The organism is Actinomadura sp. (assembly GCF_044508335.1).
GTDB lineage: Bacteria > Actinomycetota > Actinomycetes > Streptosporangiales > Streptosporangiaceae > Spirillospora.
The window spans coordinates 12,414-28,165 of record NZ_JBIQHY010000005.1 but is presented as its reverse complement, the minus strand read 5'-3'; the positions used below and the strand labels follow the sequence as shown (position 1 = coordinate 28,165).

At 73.9% G+C, this 15,752-nt stretch carries 15 protein-coding genes; 9 read left to right on the top strand and 6 right to left on the bottom strand.

Features of this window, described 5'->3' with window-relative positions; all coding sequences use genetic code 11:
- Nucleotides 1-1,244: 1,244 nt before the first annotated feature.
- From ACIWVC_RS03395 to ACIWVC_RS03385, 3 genes are all read left to right on the top strand, one after another.
- Entirely contained in the window at nt 1,245-1,640 is a 396-nt protein-coding gene (locus ACIWVC_RS03395) for an HNH endonuclease (protein WP_396449070.1), read from the top strand.
- A gap of 148 nt (nt 1,641-1,788) precedes the next feature.
- A complete protein-coding gene (locus ACIWVC_RS03390; RefSeq protein ID WP_396449069.1) occupies nt 1,789-2,805 on the top strand; it encodes a hypothetical protein in 1,017 nt (338 codons plus the stop codon).
- A 30-nt stretch (nt 2,806-2,835) separates the two neighbouring features.
- Nucleotides 2,836-3,672 (top strand): endonuclease/exonuclease/phosphatase family protein, encoded by an 837-nt coding sequence (locus tag ACIWVC_RS03385; protein WP_396453781.1) that lies wholly within the window; start codon nt 2,836-2,838, stop codon nt 3,670-3,672.
- On the opposite strand, the gene ACIWVC_RS03380 is transcribed toward ACIWVC_RS03385, so the two are convergent.
- Nucleotides 3,666-4,721 (bottom strand): Gfo/Idh/MocA family oxidoreductase, encoded by a 1,056-nt coding sequence (locus ACIWVC_RS03380; protein ID WP_396453780.1) that lies wholly within the window; start codon nt 4,719-4,721, stop codon nt 3,666-3,668. The two genes, ACIWVC_RS03385 and ACIWVC_RS03380, sit on opposite strands and share 7 nt — an antisense overlap.
- Before the next feature lie 117 nt (nt 4,722-4,838).
- Here ACIWVC_RS03380 and ACIWVC_RS03375 point away from each other — a divergent pair, with 117 nt between their 5' ends.
- On the top strand, nt 4,839-6,494 hold the full coding sequence (locus ACIWVC_RS03375; RefSeq protein WP_396449066.1) for an FAD-dependent oxidoreductase: 1,656 nt from the start codon (nt 4,839-4,841) through the stop codon (nt 6,492-6,494).
- Nucleotides 6,491-7,933, top strand: a complete 1,443-nt coding sequence (locus ACIWVC_RS03370) for an ATP-binding protein (protein ID WP_396449065.1) — start codon at nt 6,491-6,493, stop codon at nt 7,931-7,933. The genes ACIWVC_RS03375 and ACIWVC_RS03370 overlap by 4 nt, the downstream gene beginning before the upstream one ends.
- Here ACIWVC_RS03370 and ACIWVC_RS03365 read toward each other — a convergent pair.
- Nucleotides 7,927-8,328 carry a VOC family protein gene (locus tag ACIWVC_RS03365; protein WP_396449064.1) on the bottom strand — a complete coding sequence of 134 codons (402 nt, stop codon included), beginning with the start codon at nt 8,326-8,328 and terminating at the stop codon, nt 7,927-7,929. The two genes, ACIWVC_RS03370 and ACIWVC_RS03365, sit on opposite strands and share 7 nt — an antisense overlap.
- Nucleotides 8,329-8,386: 58 nt before the next feature.
- Between ACIWVC_RS03365 and ACIWVC_RS03360 the strand changes: the two genes are divergently transcribed.
- The gene (locus ACIWVC_RS03360) at nt 8,387-8,932 is read left to right on the top strand and encodes a MarR family winged helix-turn-helix transcriptional regulator (protein ID WP_396449063.1); all 546 of its coding nucleotides are present in this window, start codon (nt 8,387-8,389) and stop codon (nt 8,930-8,932) included.
- On the opposite strand, the gene ACIWVC_RS03355 is transcribed toward ACIWVC_RS03360, so the two are convergent.
- Complete coding sequence (locus tag ACIWVC_RS03355) at nt 8,901-9,695, bottom strand: class II aldolase/adducin family protein (RefSeq protein ID WP_396449062.1); 795 nt, start codon at nt 9,693-9,695, stop codon at nt 8,901-8,903. The two genes, ACIWVC_RS03360 and ACIWVC_RS03355, sit on opposite strands and share 32 nt — an antisense overlap.
- 128 nt (nt 9,696-9,823) lie before the next feature.
- Between ACIWVC_RS03355 and ACIWVC_RS03350 the strand changes: the two genes are divergently transcribed.
- The 3 genes from ACIWVC_RS03350 to ACIWVC_RS03340 are packed head-to-tail and all read left to right on the top strand — an operon-like array spanning nt 9,824 to nt 12,180.
- Nucleotides 9,824-10,960 (top strand): helix-turn-helix domain-containing protein, encoded by a 1,137-nt coding sequence (locus ACIWVC_RS03350; protein WP_396449061.1) that lies wholly within the window; start codon nt 9,824-9,826, stop codon nt 10,958-10,960.
- Nucleotides 10,961-10,981: 21 nt separating this feature from the next.
- Nucleotides 10,982-11,851 (top strand): LLM class flavin-dependent oxidoreductase, encoded by an 870-nt coding sequence (locus tag ACIWVC_RS03345; RefSeq protein ID WP_396453779.1) that lies wholly within the window; start codon nt 10,982-10,984, stop codon nt 11,849-11,851.
- Nucleotides 11,851-12,180 carry a DMT family transporter gene (locus ACIWVC_RS03340; RefSeq protein WP_396449059.1) on the top strand — a complete coding sequence of 110 codons (330 nt, stop codon included), beginning with the start codon at nt 11,851-11,853 and terminating at the stop codon, nt 12,178-12,180. The genes ACIWVC_RS03345 and ACIWVC_RS03340 overlap by 1 nt, the downstream gene beginning before the upstream one ends.
- Before the next feature lie 6 nt (nt 12,181-12,186).
- On the opposite strand, the gene ACIWVC_RS03335 is transcribed toward ACIWVC_RS03340, so the two are convergent.
- The 3 genes from ACIWVC_RS03335 to ACIWVC_RS03325 all read right to left on the bottom strand — a co-directional run bounded on the left by ACIWVC_RS03335 (nt 12,187) and on the right by ACIWVC_RS03325 (nt 15,431).
- Entirely contained in the window at nt 12,187-13,038 is an 852-nt protein-coding gene (locus ACIWVC_RS03335; protein WP_396449058.1) for a helix-turn-helix domain-containing protein, read from the bottom strand.
- 45 nt (nt 13,039-13,083) lie between these two features.
- The gene (locus ACIWVC_RS03330; protein ID WP_396449057.1) at nt 13,084-13,833 is read right to left on the bottom strand and encodes a hypothetical protein; all 750 of its coding nucleotides are present in this window, start codon (nt 13,831-13,833) and stop codon (nt 13,084-13,086) included.
- A gap of 188 nt (nt 13,834-14,021) precedes the next feature.
- On the bottom strand, nt 14,022-15,431 hold the full coding sequence (locus ACIWVC_RS03325) for an aldehyde dehydrogenase family protein (RefSeq protein ID WP_396449056.1): 1,410 nt from the start codon (nt 15,429-15,431) through the stop codon (nt 14,022-14,024).
- Between the last annotated feature and the right edge of the window lie 321 nt (nt 15,432-15,752).

Sequence of the window (15,752 nt, the reverse complement as noted above, 5' to 3'; positions counted from 1 at the left end):
TCCTCGCCGACTTCCTGGAGATCGGGATCACCGGCCGCCCGAGCCCGGTGGACGAGTTCTTCAAGGAGCGGCCATGCCTTGATATGGGCGAGGAGCTCGGCGAGGCGGCGGTAGTCGTCGCAGTCGGCCGAGCCGAGCTGGTCCATGACGGGGGAGGAGTCTGGGGCCGTCCTGTGGAAATGTCCCGAGGAAGCCGAGGGCCGCCCCCTGTTGCCAGGCGCCACCCTTCGGGCGGCCTTGAGGATCTCCACTCTGTCCTGGGCGTTCCGATAGAAGTCCGCTTGGCGGCGGTGGAGTTCGCGTTCGGCGTCTACGAAGGCGGCCCACAGTTCGACTCGGACGGTGAGGTGCTCACGGGCTGCTCCTATCGGGCGGGCACGGCTGGTCGGCGATGCAGATCATGCCGTCTTCGCGCTCATGCCGAACGGCGACCAGTTCGGGCCCACGCTGCCGACCAGGTCGACCGAGCACAACCGGCTGCCGCAAGGGCGAGGTCGGCCGGGTCCGGCGGCCGTGCCGCCTGGTCTGCCTCCGGGGCAAAGAGCTCGCGACCGGACCGTGTTGGGGGAGTTTCGGCGGTTGTCCGGACTTCTTATGGAATGTGCCGCGCCGTGTCGGGTGCATGCGGCTGTGAGCTTGGCGAGTCGCACTAGTCGGTGCGATACGCCAGGTCGTTGGCGGTGGGGAAGTCCTTCACCGAGAGGGCCGGCGAGGTCATTGACGGGCCGGGGTGACGCGTTTGTTCCAGTTGGCGGGCGGATGGTCGGGTTGCTCGTCGTGCAGCAAGTTCCCCGGGCGTCGTGGGAGACGCGGCCGCGCGGGCCGGGGCCGTGTCCGGAGGGTCAGGTGCGGGTCGGGCGCCTTTGTGGCGGGGGTGGTCCGGATAGTGGAGGCGTGAGATCGGCGCCATGGCGAAGGGGCGTCCGGGATGGCGCCGTGGGTGTGCTGAGCGGGGGTCCTGGGGCCTGTCGGGGTCGGGATGGCCACAATGGACGGGGGAGTACGGAGGCGCGCCGGGGCAGGGGGCGGGTAGCGAGGGTGGAGGAAAATGCGTTGCTGTGGTGGGGTTTAGTCGGCAGTCTTATGGGGGTTCCGGGAATGGTCGGTAATTGCCGGAGTTTCCGGGCGTTCGTCTTTTCGTCTGGTGTTGCGGGCGGAAAGGGGCGGTGGAGAGTCGTGCAGGGTGAGGAGGTGAGCCGGTGAACGTGCTCGTTTTGAACGCGTCTTACGAGCCCTTACAAAGGGTGGACCTGCGGCACGCCATCCGCATGCTGGTGCGCGAGGTGGCGGTCGTCGAGGAGGCGGAGGAGGGGCGGACCTTCGGCCGCTTCCCCGTGCCGCGGGTCCTGCGGCTCGTCCGGTACGTCGCGATGCGCTGGCGGCACGGGAGGCGGCCGCCGTGGAGCAAGCGCGGCGTGTACCTGCGCGACCGGGGGCGCTGCTGCTACTGCGGCAAGCGCGGGAACACGATCGACCACGTCCACCCGCAGTCGCGCGGCGGCGGCGACACCTGGGAGAACACCGTCCTGGCGTGCGGGAAGTGCAACAACCGCAAGGGGGACCGGACGGTCGCCGAGGCCGGGCTGCGGCCGCTGTGGGAGCCTCGGGTGCCGCGCTGGGAGGAGCTCGTCGGCCTGTGACGGGGCAGGGGCCGGACCGCCGCCGGGCGGGCCGGCCCCGGGTCGTGTCCGGCGCATGACCCAGTGTGTTTTCTGAAGCCTCTGAGGCTAAATGGACGATTGTGGTAGCGTGCCGCCAATCTTTGGCTTTGTTATCCGGGAGAGATCTGTGGCGGCCCTCGATCCAGGCGGCAGGACGGCCCGTGCGTCGCGCGGGCGCACGATCGCGAGGCGCGCCACCGCGATCGCGCTCGCGGTGGCCGTGTCGGCGGCGCTGCCGCCGGTGTCCGGGAGCGCCGCGGGGCTTCCGCAGGAGCCGAAGGACCTCAAGAAGGAGTACGCCGAGCTGAAGGCGCGCTCGGAGAAGCTCGCGAAGGAGTACCGGGGCGAGCTCATCTCGCTGGAGGAGGCGAAGAAGGCCGCCGAGCGGGCGGGCGCGGCGGCCCTGAAGGCCGACCGCGAGTACGACGCCGCCCGGGCCGGCGTCGCCCGGCTCGCGTCCACGACGTACATGACGGGCCGGCTCGACATGATCCCCATCATCTCGTCGGCCGAGCCCGGCGCCGCCGTCCACGACGCCGCCGTCATCGAGCACATCAGCCGGAACAACGGCCGCCGCATCCAGAACCTGCAGGCCCTCACGACCAAGGCGCAGCAGTCGCACGAGACGGCGAAGAAGAAGCTGGCGGAGGTCAAGGAGGAGATCGAGGACCTGGAGAGCCAGCGCACCCGTGTGAAGAAGCTGCTCGCCAAGTACAAGCCCGAGGTGACGAAGGCGCCCGTCGGCGGCGGCCGCCCCGACGGGGTCAGCGGCACCAAGTCCCCGATCGTGGGCGACTCGGTCACCGCCCGGATGCGCACGGTCCTGCTGGAGATCGACGGCAAGTTCGGCCCGTTCCCGACGATCGGCTGCACCCGGCCCGGCGACCCGCAGGACCACGGCTCCGGCACCGCGTGCGACTTCATGGAGAGCACCGGCGGGAAGATGCCGAGCGCCTCCGCCCAGGCGCACGGCGACCGCGTCGCCCAGTACGTCATCGACAACGCGTCCCGCCTCGGCATCAAGTACGTCATCTGGAAGCAGCGCATCTACGACATGCGCAGCAGCGGCGGCTGGCGCCAGATGGAGGACCGCGGCAGCATCACGCAGAACCACTTCGACCACGTCCACGTCTCCGTCCTCTGACCGCCGCCCCGGGAGGGGGACGCTCGGAGCATGACCTACGACATCGAGGAGCCCTACGGCCCCCTGATCGAGACCACGGTCCGCGTCGCGTCCTGGAACGTCTGGGACCGCTACGGCCCCTGGGCCGACCGGGAGGCGGCGATCGCCGCCGTGCTCCGCGACGCCGCCCCCGACATCGCGGTGCTGGTCGAGGCGTGGGAGGACGGCGGCGACTCGCAGGCCGCCCGGCTCGGCGCGGCGCTCGGCCTGCCGCACGCGGTGTTCCGCGGAGGGGACTCCGGCGCGCCCGCCGGGGGCCGCTCCGGGATCGCCGTGCTGTCCCGGTGGCCCCTCGGCCGCACCGGCGAGCGGCGCCTCGGCGAGCGGGCCGGGGCGGACGGCGGCCTCGCCGTCCACGCGCGGGCCGACGGCCCGCGCGGCGCCCTGCACGTCTTCGGCGCCGCCCTCGGCTGGAAGCTGAACCACAGCGCGGAGCGGCAGGAGCAGGTCCGCGGCCTCGGCGCCTTCGTGCGGGAGACGACCGGACGGGACGCGCCGGTCGTGGTCGCGGGCGACTTCAACGCCGACCCCGACTCCGACGAGATCCGCATGCTCACCGGGCGCGCCGCCGTCGCGGCGCCCGGCGTGGTGTTCTACGACGCGTGGGCGGCGGCCGGGGACGGCACCCCCGGGCACACCTGGAGCGCGGCGAACCCCTGGACGCGGCCCGTGCTGTGGCCGGACCGCCGCATCGACTACATCTTCTCGGCCTGGCCGCGCGCGGGCGGCGCCGGGCATCCCGTCCGCTGCGCGCTGCTCGGGGACCGGCCCGTCGGCGGCGTCGTCCCGTCCGACCACTACGGCGTGGTCGCCGACCTGCGCTACTGAGCGTCGAGGTCGACGACGGCGTCCTCCCGGGCGGAGCGGGCGGCGGCCTCGATGACCTCCAGGCCGGTGATCGCGTCGGTGAGCGTGGTGGGCGGCGGCGCGCCGTCGCGCAGGGCGCGGACGACGCCCGCGTAGAAGTCCTGGTAGGCGCCCGGCGCGGTGGGCTCGGGGGCCGCCTCCCCGGGCGCGCCGAGCAGGCCGTGCGCGTCCGGTGCGGCGATGCCGTAGCCGGGGTCCTTGGGGGTGAGGCCCGCGCGCAGCTGGTCCTCCTGCGGGTCCATGCCGGACACCGTGTAGGACGCGCGGCTGCCCAGGACCCGGAAGCGCGGGCCCAGATGCGCGGCCGTGGCGCTCATCCAGAGGTGCGAGCGGACGCCGTCCCGGTGGGCGAGGGCGAGGAACACGTCGTCGGCGGCGGTCGCGCCCCGGCGGCGGGTGTCGATCTCGGCGTAGACGCGGGCGGGGCGGCCGAACAGGACGACCGCCTGGTCGATGAGGTGGGAGCCCAGGTCGAACAGGATGCCGCCGGCGTCGCGGGGGTCGGTGCTCTCCTTCCAGCCGGCCTTCACCTCGGGCCGCCAGCGCTCGAACCGGGACTCGAACCGCTGGACGCCGCCGAGCGCGCCGGAGCCGATCAGCCGCGACGCCGTGACGAAGTCGCCGTCCCAGCGGCGGTTGTGGTACGGGAACACCGGCAGCCCCCGCACGGCGCTCAGCGCGGCGAGGGAGCGGGCGTCCGCGGCGGACGCGGCCACCGGCTTGTCCACGACGACGGGGACGCCCGCCGTCAGCGCCGCCCGGGCGAGCGGGACGTGCTGCCGGTTGGGCGCGGCGATGACGACGAGGTCGTAGGCGTCCGGCGCGCTCCACAGCCGGTCGGCCCGGTCCACGACGTCGGCCTCGGGGTACCGCTCCCGGACGGCCCGCTGCCGTTCCGGCGCGCGGGTGACGACCGCGGCCAGCCGCAGCCCCGGGACGGACGTGATCAGCGGGGCGTGGAAGACCGAGCCGCCGGTGCCGTATCCGATCAGCGCAACACGCAGGTCCATGCCCCGATCATGACGGATGGCGCGGCGCCGGGCGGGAGGCGGGGTGTCCGGGTGTGCCGGGAGTGGCCTGGGCCACGTAGGCTCTTGTGCGGGGTTCCGGCGGAAGAGGGAGACACGGTGCCCAAGCCCGTACTGCTGACCGTGGACGACGACCCGGGGGTGTCCCGCGCCGTGGCGCGCGACCTGCGCCGCCGGTACGCCGAGTCGTACCGCGTCGTCCGCGCCGAGTCGGGACGGCAGGCCCTGGAGGCGCTGCGGGAGCTGCGGCTGCGCGGCGAGGACACCGCCGTGCTGCTCGCCGACCACCGGATGCCCGGCATGGACGGCGTGGAGTTCCTCGAGCACGCCATGGACCTGTTCCCGTTCGCGCGGCGCGTCCTGCTCACCGCCTACGCCGAGACCGACGCGGCGATCCGCGCGATCAACGACGTCGACCTCGACCACTACCTGCTCAAGCCGTGGGACCCGCCGGACGAGAAGTTCTACCCGGTGATCGACTCGCTGCTCGACGCGTGGCGGCGGGAGGACCGGCGGCGGCCGGACGAGCAGGAGCTGCGCGTGGTGGGGCACCGCTGGTCGTCGCGCTCCTACGAGGTCCGCGACTTCCTCGCCCGCCACCAGGTGCCCTACACCTGGCTGATGGACACCGACCCGGAGGGCGCCGAGCTCGTCGTCGCCGCCGGGTCCCCGGAGCTCCCGCTGGTGGTGACGAAGGACGGCGCCGAGCTGTCCGCCCCGTCCGACGCCGAGCTGGCCGCCGCGATCGGGCTGTCCAGCACCCCGTCCACCGGGTTCTACGACCTGATCGTCGTGGGCGGCGGGCCGTCCGGCCTGGGCGCGGCCGTGTACGGCGCGTCGGAGGGGCTGCGGACCGTCGTCGTCGAGCGGCACGCCCTCGGCGGGCAGGCCGGGCAGAGCTCCCGCATCGAGAACTACCTCGGCTTCCCCGACGGGGTGACCGGGTCGGCGCTCGCCGACCGGGCCCGCCGGCAGGCCGGGCGGTTCGGCGCCGAGCTGCTGCAGGCCGGGGAGGTCACCGCGCTGGAGGCGCGCGGCACCGCCCGGGTGGCGCGGCTGGCCGACGGCACGGAGATCGCCGCGCACGCCGTCATCCTCGCCACCGGCGTCTCCTACCGGCGGCTCGGCGCCGCGGGGGTGGACGACTTCGTCGGCCGCGGCGTGTACTACGGCGCCGCGCTCACCGAGGCTCCGGCGTGCAGAGACGAGGAGGTCGCCGTCGTCGGCGGCGCCAACTCGGCCGGGCAGGCCGCCGTGTACCTCGCCCGGTTCGCGAAGAAGGTGCACATGATCGTCCGGGCGGACGGCCTGGAGCGGTCGATGTCGCACTACCTGATCGAGCAGATCGCGGCGACCCCCAACATCGAGGTGCACACCGGCAAGACCGTGTGCGGCGCGGACGGCGCCGACCGGCTGGAGCGGCTCACGTTCGCCTCGCCCGCCGGCAAGAAGACGATCGACGCGCACTGGCTGTTCGTGTTCATCGGCGCCGAGCCGTGCACCGAGTGGCTGGACGGCTTCGTCGAACGCGACGCGCGCGGCTACCTGCTGACGGGCCCCGACCTGGTCGCCGGGGGCCGCCGCCGCCCGGCGGGCTGGCCGCTCGCCCGCCAGCCCTACCACCTGGAGACCAGCGTCCCCGGCGTGTTCGCCGCGGGCGACGTCCGCGCCGAGTCGATGAAGCGGGTCGCCTCGGCGGTCGGCGACGGCGCGATGGCCGTCGCCCTCGTCCACCGCTATTTGGAGCAGGCATGACCACTGCGTCACCGGAGGAGCTGCGGGGGCTGTTCCTCTTCGAGGACCTCGACGAGGAGAAGCTCGCCTGGCTGTCGCAGTACGGGACGGTGGAGGAGTACCCGGCGGACGGCGTGATCTGCGCGCAGGGAGACGCCGCCGAGTTCCTGTACGTGCTGCTGGACGGCGAGATGGTGATGACCCAGAACGTACGGGGCCACGCCGTGGAGGTCAGCCGGACGGACCGGCCCGGCACCTACGGCGGCGCCGTGCAGGCGTACCTGGGCGACAAGATCGAGCAGCGCTACCAGCACACGCTGCGGGCGACCCGCCCGGCGCGGATGTTCCGGCTCCCGGCCCGCAAGTTCGCCAAGGCCGTCCGCAAGTGGTTCCCGATGGGCGCGCACCTGCTGGAGGGCGTCTTCTTCGGGATGACGAACGCGCGGCGCGTGGTGGACCAGCGGGAGCGGCTCACCGCGCTCGGCACGATCACCGCGGGCCTCACCCACGAGCTGAACAACCCGGCCGCGGCCGCCGCGCGGGCGAGCGCCGAGCTCGGCGACCGGCTGCTGGCCTCCCAGCGGACGCTGGCCGACCTCGCCGCGCGGGGCGTCGACTGCACGCACCTGAGCGCGCTCGTGTCGCTGCGCCCGGCGCTGCCCGCGCCGCAGCCCGGCCGCCGCAGCCCGCTGGACGTCAGCGATGCCGAGGACGAGCTCGGCGACTGGCTGGAGGAGCACGGCGTCGGCGAGGCGTGGGACCTCGCGCCCGGCCTGGTCGCCGCCGGGCTCGGGGTCGAGCAGGCGGAGGCCGTCGCGGACGCCGCGGGCGAGCACCTGCCGGCGGCGATGCGGTGGCTGTCGGAGGTGCTGGAGGTCGCGCAGCTGCAGGCGGAGATCTCCGAGGCGATGGGCCGCATCACCGCGCTGCTGGACTCGGCCCGCCAGTACTCCCAGCTCGACCGCGCCGCCTACCAGCGGACCGACCTGCGCGAGCTGCTGGACAGCACGCTCACCATGCTCAAGCGCAAGATCGGCCCGGACGTCACGGTCAAGATCGACTACGACGAGTCGCTGCCGCCCGTCCCGGTCTACGCGGCGGAGCTGAACCAGGTCTGGACGAACCTGATCGTCAACGCGCTGTACTCGATGCAGGGCTCGGGCACCCTCACCGTCCGGACCGCCCGTGAGAACGACAACGCGGTCGTGGAGATCGGCGACACCGGGGCGGGCATCCCCGACGAGGACGTCGACCGGATCTTCACCCCGTTCTTCACGACCAAGCCGGTCGGCCAGGGCACCGGCCTCGGCCTCGACATCTCGTGGCGCATCGTCGCCGGCCGCCACGGCGGCGACATCAAGGTGGCGTCGTCCCTGCCGGGCGACACCCGGTTCCGGGTCCTCCTCCCGCTGACCGAGCCCGCCAACGCCGAATCCCCTCCGGCCGAATCCCCTCAGTAGGACTGCAGTTCGAGCAGGTTGCCGCCCGGGTCGCGCAGGTGGGCCGTGCGCAGCCCCGGTCCCCATTCGGGACGGTCCTGGGCCGGCGCGACCGGGACGGCGCCGAGCCCGGCGAGCGCCTCGGCCGCCGCGTCGACGTCGTCCACGCGCAGCACCAGCATGGCCCGGTCCTGCCCGGACGGGGCCGGGAGCCCGCCCGTGCCCACGGCCTCCGCCATCCGGGCGCGCCCCATCAGGACCAGCACGGCCTCGTCCTTCAGATCCCAGTTCGCGTACTCGGCTGCGGGCAGCATCTTGACCGGCTCGATCCCGAGGAGTTCGCGCAGCGCCGCCTCGTAGAAGCGGGCGCAGGCGCCGAAGTCGTCCACGAGCAGGCGCGGGTAGAGCGCGTCCATCACACCTTTCCTTTCCATGGGTGTTCACCAACGATTGGGGTAACCCTACAATAGGCGGATGGACGAGAACGCCGGAGCGCTGCCGCCCCGCCTCCTCGGGATCACCACGTTCGTGCTCGCCCGCGCCGGGCGGGCCGGCCGCGCGCGCATGGGCGGGATGATGGCCGAGCACGGCCTGGGTCTCTGGCACTTCGCCGTCCTGTCGGCGCTGGACGAGTCCGGCCCGGCCTCGCAGCGCGAGCTCGGCGCGCGCCTGCGCATCGATCCCAGCGACCTCGTCGAGGTCGCCGGCCGGCTGGAGGGCGCCGGGCTGGTCCGCCGCGAGCGCGACCCGGCCGACCGGCGCCGCTACATGGTCGAGCTGACGCCGGAGGGGCGCGCGGAACTGGAGGAGGTCACCCGCCGCGCGGCCGAGGTCGACGCCGAGTTCCTGGCGCCCCTCTCCGCGCAGGACCGGACGGCCTTCGAGCGCATCGTCCGGGTCCTGCTGGCCCACCACGACCCGGGCGCCGGGGGCGGGCATGCGCAGGCCCCGGCGCGCGCGGGGACGCCGGGGCCGGGGGAGGCGGGGCCTACTCGAACAGGTCGGGCTGCTCCCGGGTGATCTGGTCGTAGAGCGGCTGGTAGTTGATCCAGCCGACCAGGTCGTTGCCGATCTGCTCGTGGGTCAGGACGGCGTTGTCGTGCTCGATGGGGACGACCTGCCCGGCGGCCTTAGCCAGGAGCTGCACCTGGCAGGAGCGCTCCATCGTGATGAACCACCAGGCGGCGGCGTCCACGGTGTCGCCGACGGTCAGCAGCCCGTGGTTGCGCAGGATGACCGCCTTGTTGCCGCCGAGGGCCGCGGCGATGCGCTTGCCCTCCTCCAGGTCGGTGACGACGCCGGTGTAGTCGTCGAACAGGCCGTGGTCCTGGTAGAACGCGCAGACGTCCTGCGTGATCGGCTCCAGCTTCTGGCCGAGCGCCGAGATCGCCCGTCCGTAGGTGGAGTGGCTGTGCGCGGCGGCCACCACGTCCGGCCGCGCCTGGTGCACCTGCGAGTGGATCGCGAAGGCGGCCTCGTTGACCGGGTAGCGGCCCTCGACGACCTTGCCCTCGTGGTCGACCAGGATCAGGTCGCTGACCCTGATGTGCTTGAACGACATGCCGAACGGGTTGACCCAGAAGTGGTCGGGCCGCTCGGGGTCGCGGGCGGTGATGTGGCCCGCCACGCCCTCCTCGAAGCCGAACTTCCCGAAGATGCGCAGCGCGGCGGCGAGCCGCTCCTTGCGGTGCCGGCGCTCGTCCTCGACGTCGTCGAACGAGGGCGGCAGCCGGAAGATCAGGTCGGTCGGCAGCTTCTCCAGGAACTCGTCCTCATCGGACATCGATGCGACTCCTTGTGCTCGTCTGCCCCCACCGAACACCATCGCCCCCGCGTCCGGCTAGACCGGAGCGGCCCAAGCGTCGCGCACCCGGTTGTCCGGACGGGACAACGGGACGGCAGAATGCGGGGATGGAGGTCGGCACGGGAGACCGGTTCCTGCGGCTGCTGATCGAGCACGGCGACGACCCGGCGGTGCTGGAGGCGACGGTCCGCGCGGCCCGGAGCCGCTCGGAGCCGGTGGCGGCGCTGCCCGAGGAGGAGACCAGGCGGCACGTCCGCGCCCTGATGCGCGGCGTGCTCGCCGCGCTGGAGGGCGGCGGGCTCGGCGAGGACGTCCTCGCCGCGGCCGAGCGGCTCGGCTCGGACCGGGCGCGGCAGGGCGTGCCGGTCGAGGCGTTCCTGGACGGCTTCCAGGCGGGCCGCGCCCACGTCGTCCGCACGCTCGTCGAGGGGGGCCGCCGCATGGGCGTGCCGGACGCCGTGCTGCTGGACGGCGTGACCCGCATCGACGAGATCACCTCCGCGCTGGTGCACCGGATGGTCCACGCGCACCGGGTCACCGAGCTGGAGACGGCCCGCACGGCGCGGGAGGCCCGGGTGCAGATGCTCCGGCAGCTGCTGCACGGCGAGGCGGTCCCGGTCCGCGCGCCGCTCGACCCGGCCGCCGCGTACCACTGCGTGGTGTCGGACGTCAGCGACCCCGCGGTGGCCGCCCGGCTGGAGATGGAGCTGACCGCGGCGGGACCGGGTCTGTGCGGCCTGGTGGACGGGCGGTTCGCCGCGCTGGTCGCCCGCCTGCCGGACCCGGCGCCGCCCGGCCCGCTGCTGGTCGCGGCGCCGCGCGCCCGCCCGGCCGGGGTCGCGCCGATGTACGCGCTGGGGCGCCGCGCGCTCCGGGCGGCCGCCGGGGCCGGGCTGGCCGGCCTGCGGGAGCTGGCCGACCTCGCACTGCTCACCGCCGCCGAGGCCGAACCGGAGCTGGGGGAGCTGCTCGCCGCCGCGCTGCTGTCCGGGCTCGACCGGGACGACCCGTTCCACCTGGAGCTGGCGGAGACGGCGCTGGCCTACCTCGACCACGGCGGCCGCATCGAGCCGACGGCGGCGGCGCTGCACGTCCACGGCAACACCGTCAAGTACCGGATCCGGCGGCTGCGGGAGCTGACCGGCCGCCCGCTGCACGACCCGGAGGGCGGCGCGGCGGTGGCGCGCGCCGCGCACTGGTGGTGGGCGCTGCGCCGGTGGACCGGCGGGCCGCGGCATGATTGACCGATGAGAACGGAGGAGCGGGTGACGGCACCGAGGATCGGCACCGTGATGTGGCCGACGCAGTCCTGGCCGGAGGCGGGGGAGTCGTGGCGGCGCGCCGAGGACCTCGGCTTCCGCCACGCCTGGGTCTACGACCACCTCGCCTGGCGCGGGGCGACGCCCTGGTACGACGCGTACACGACGCTGGCCGCCGCCGCGGCCGTGACGTCCCGGGTCAGGATCGGCACGCTGGTGACCTCGCCGAACTTCCGGCATCCGGTCCCGACGGCGCACGCCGCCAAGACGATCGACCACATCAGCGGCGGGCGGCTGACCCTCGCGATCGGGTCCGGCGGGACGCACCGCACCAGCGACGCGGGCGTCCTCGGCGGGGACGAGTGGACGCCCGGCGAGCGCGCGTCCCGGTTCGCCGAATGGGTGCAGCTGCTCGACCGGCTGCTGACCGAGCCGGAGACGACCTTCGAGGGGACGTACTACTCCGCGCGGGAGGTCGTCGAGAGGCCCGGATGCGTCCAGCGCCCCCGCGTGCCGTTCGTCATCGCGGGCAACGGGCCGCGCGGGATGCGGGTCGCCGCCCGGTACGGCAGCGGCTGGGTGACCAGCGGTGAGGGCGGCGGCGACGCGCCGCTTGAGGTCGTGCGCACCCGGCTCGCCGAGCTGGAGGCCGCGTGCGGCGAGGAGGGCCGCGAACTCGACGACCTGATCCTGATGACGGGGTTCACCGATGAGCCGTGGCTGGAGTCGCTCGACGCGTTCGCCGACCTGGCGGGCCGCTACGCCGAGCTCGGCTTCACCGAGATCGCGGTGCACTGGCCGCGGCCCGGCACGCCGTGGGAGGCCGACATGAAGGTGTTCGAGGCGATCGCCGCCGAGTACGGCGAGGCGGGCTGATGCCGTTCGTGCTGCTCGGGCTCGCGATCGCCTTCGAGGTGACGGCGACGCTGGCGATGCGCGCCTCCGAGGGGTTCACCAGGCTGTGGCCGTCGCTGATCGTGGCGGCCGGCTACCTGATCTCGTTCGTCTTCATGGCCAAGGCCCTGACGTCGCTGAACGTCGGCCCGGTCTACGCGATCTGGTCCGCGCTCGGGACGATCGGCGCGTTCGCCGGCGGCGTGCTGCTGTTCGGCGAGCCGGTCAAGCCGGTCACCATCGCCGGCGCCGCGATCGTCGTGGCCGGGGTCATCGTGATGAACCTCGGCGGCGGCGTCCACCAGGGGTGACGCGCGTCAGGCGAGCTCGTGGAGGGTGCTGACGCGCTGCTGTTCGAGCTGCCCGCCGATCAGCTCGGTCGGCGTGCAGCCCGACAGGGCGCGGAACTCGCGGTTGAGATGCGCCTGGTCGTAGTAGCCGGCGGCGGCCGCCGCGGCGGCGAGCGGGGCGCCGCCGGTCAGCAGGTCGACCGCGCGCTGGAAGCGCAGCACCCGCGCCATCACCTTGGGCGGCAGCCCCGCCTGCTCGCGGAACCGGTGGGTCAGGTGCTTGCGGCTCCAGCCGACGTCGGCGGCGAGGTCGGCGACCGTGGCGGCCGGGTCGCCCTCGAGCAGCCGCCACGCCCGCGCCACCTCCCGGTCGGGGACCGGGCCGGTGTCGAGGCGGCGCAGCAGGAAGTCGTCGAGGAGGTCGAAGCGGGCGCCCCAGGACGGTGCGTCGGCGAGCCGCTCGACCAGCGTGCGGGCCTGCGGTCCGAGCAGGTCGGCCAGGTCGGCGGCGGCGTTGGTGAGCCGCGCCATCGGGACGCCGAGCAGGGTGTACGCGCCGAGCGGCGTCACGTCGAGCTGGATGCCGCGCTGCCCGCCGGGGCTGACGTACATCCCGTGGCCGTCGTGCATCCCGGCGACGAACGACCCGTACTCGCGGTCGCCGACGCCGGGGTCGGGGACCCTCATGTAGAGCGGCGGGCCCAGGTTGATGATCACGACGGTGGTGCGGACGGGCAGCGTCCGCATCCGGGTGGGGACGGTGAGCGTCTCCCGGTAGCCGTCGTAGGAGCGCAGGAACGGGCGCAGCGCCGGGTGCGGGCGCCCGCGCGCCAGCCGCCAGCCGCCCCGGTCGGCGATCTCCACCGGCCTGCCGCTCATGTCCCCACTCCTACCACGCGGGACCGGCGGCGCGAACGGGGCGGGCTACTCGTACACCTGGCCGCACACCGCGATGCGGGCCAGATCGCCCCAGCTCATGGTGGTGATCGTCCGGACGTAGGACCGGGCCGGCGGCTCCCCGGGCCGGGGCGGCAGCGGCACGCGCGCGCCGTCGGCGGCGTCCCAGCCGCCGAGGCTGCCGGCGACCGCGCACTCCAGGTACGTCGCCGGGTCGAAGTTGTACCAGCGGGCGGGGGTGGCGCGGGAGCCCGAGCCGGGCGGGCGGGGCGCGTCCGCGCCGAACCGGGCCTGCGGGCCCGGGGGATGGGTGAGGAAGTCCTCCAGGTCGGCGATCTGGGAGAGCAGGACCCGCTCCCAGTCGGCGTACCCGTCCGGCTCGGGGCCGGGCAGCGACAGGTCCTTGCCGCGCCACGCCGGGTCGAAGTCCGCGGGCGGGGTGGTGGACGCCGCCGCGAACATCGCCGCCACGTCGTCGGGTTCGAGGCGGGGCCGGTCACTCAGCGGAGCGCTGACCTTCCACAGCGACCGCAGGAACGCCGACAGCGACCAGGACGCCGCCCGGGCCTCCTGACCGAGATGCAGGAACACCAGGTAAAGGTCGCGGTTGGTGCGGACGGCGGGCCCCGGCGGCCCGTCCACCCAGTACGACTGCTTGTGCCGGACGCCGCTCTCCATCACCAGGACCTGCGCCAATGCCGAAATGCGCGAGTCATGGGAGGCCACCTGGAAAGTGTTGCCGAGATCGTCCTGGCGCATGACGTCCCACTTCTGCATGCGGCTCCTTCACAGGTCGCGGTGCGGTCTCCACGGCCCCCGCTCAGAAAGTGTCCCATTCCATGACCCGACCGCCAGTAGTGGCCATGTCACTTTCCGGACTCGAAGTCGTGACTTTCCGCTCATGCAGTGCGCGGCGGAGACGGGTGAGGGCCCGGCGCGGCCGGGCCCTCACCGCCGAGCGGCGCTCAGAGCTTGGAGCGGTGGATCACCTGGAGCTCGGTGAACCCGTACAGGCCCCACGGGCCGTTCTCGACGCCGACGCCGCTCCACTTGAATCCGCCGAACGGCTGGTGCGGGGCGAGCGCGAGGTGGGTGTTGACCCAGGCGGTGCCGCACTCCAGCCGCCCGGCGACCTCCGCGGCCCGGTCGGCGTCGGCGCCCCACACCGAGCCGGACAGCCCGAAGCTGGTCCCGTTGGCGCGGGCGAGCGCGTCCTCGACGTCGGTGTACTTCACGATCGGCAGCGCGGGGCCGAACTGCTCCTCGTCCACGATCCGGGCGCCGTCCTCGATGTCGGCGAGGATCGTGGGCTCGAAGAAGTACCCGGGCCCGTCGACCGGCTTCCCGCCGGCCGCGGCCCGGGCGCCGCCCGCGATCGCGTCGGCGACCAGCTCCGACACCCGCTCGTACTGCGGCCTGTTGTTGATCGGCCCGTACTGGACGCCCTCCTGCATGCCGTCGCCGACCTTGGCGGCCTTCGCCCGCTCGGCGAGGGCGTCGACCACGTCGCCGTAGAGCGCCTCCGGCACGTACACCCGCTTGATCGCCGAGCACACCTGGCCGTTGTTCTGGAACGCCGCGCCGAACAGCCGGTCGGCGACCGCGGCCGGGTCGGCGTCGTCCAGCAGGATCGCCGGGTCGTTGCCGCCGAGCTCCAGCGTGACGCGCTTGAGGTCGGGGGCCGCCGCGGCGGCGACGCGCTTGCCGGTCGCGACGCTGCCGGTGAAGCTGATCTTGCGGGGGACGTCGTGCGCGGTCATCCAGGCGCCGAGCTCGTCGCCGCCGGTGACCACGTTCAGCACGCCGGGCGGCAGCACGTCCCGCAGCACCTCGCCGAGCTTCAGGCTGGACAGCGGGGTGAACGGGGACGGCTTCAGCACCACGGTGTTGCCCGCGAGCAGCGCCGGCGCGATCTTCCACACGCCGAGCAGCAGCGGGTAGTTCCACGGGGTGATCGCGGCGACCACGCCCATCGGGCGGCGGACGACCTCGACCAGCGCGGCGGCGTCGTCCTGGATGATCTCGCGGGGCAGCTCCAGGTCGGCGAAGTACTTCAGCCACACGCCGGCGCCGACGACCTCCATGGTCGCGTCGGCGAGGGGCTTGCCCTGCTCCAGGGTCAGGATGCGGCCGATCTCCTCCGACCGGGCGAACATGACGTCGGCCGCGGCGAGCAGCGCCTTGCGGCGCACCGCCTCGTCGCGGCGCCAGTCCGGGTACGCCGCCTGCGCGGAGGCCATCGCCGCGTCGAGCTGCTCCCGGGAGGCGTCGGGAGCCTGCTCGGCCACCTCGCCGGTCGCCGGATTGATCACCCCGAAGGTGCCGGGCGCGTCCACCGCCGCGCCGTCGATGGTCATCGAGAAGGTCTCGGACACCGTTGATCCTCCGCTCAGGGGGTTACCGAACGAGATTCAGTATTCACCTTCGCGGCCCGTCTGACGAGGGCCCGGCCCTCCGGGACGGGACGGCGCGGCCCGCCGCGACGCGGCGGAGGGGCCCCGGAGGACCGGAGGCGGCCCCGCGGCGCCGGTGGCCGGATCCGGCGAGATCCCCGCCGGCGCCGCCGGACGGGGTGATGATCACCACATGCGATCACGTCTCACCGCGGTGTTCGCCCTCACCCTCGCCCTCGCCGCATCCGGCGGGGCGACGGCGGCCGCAGCACCCACAGCGTCCCCGCCTCACCCGTCCGCGCC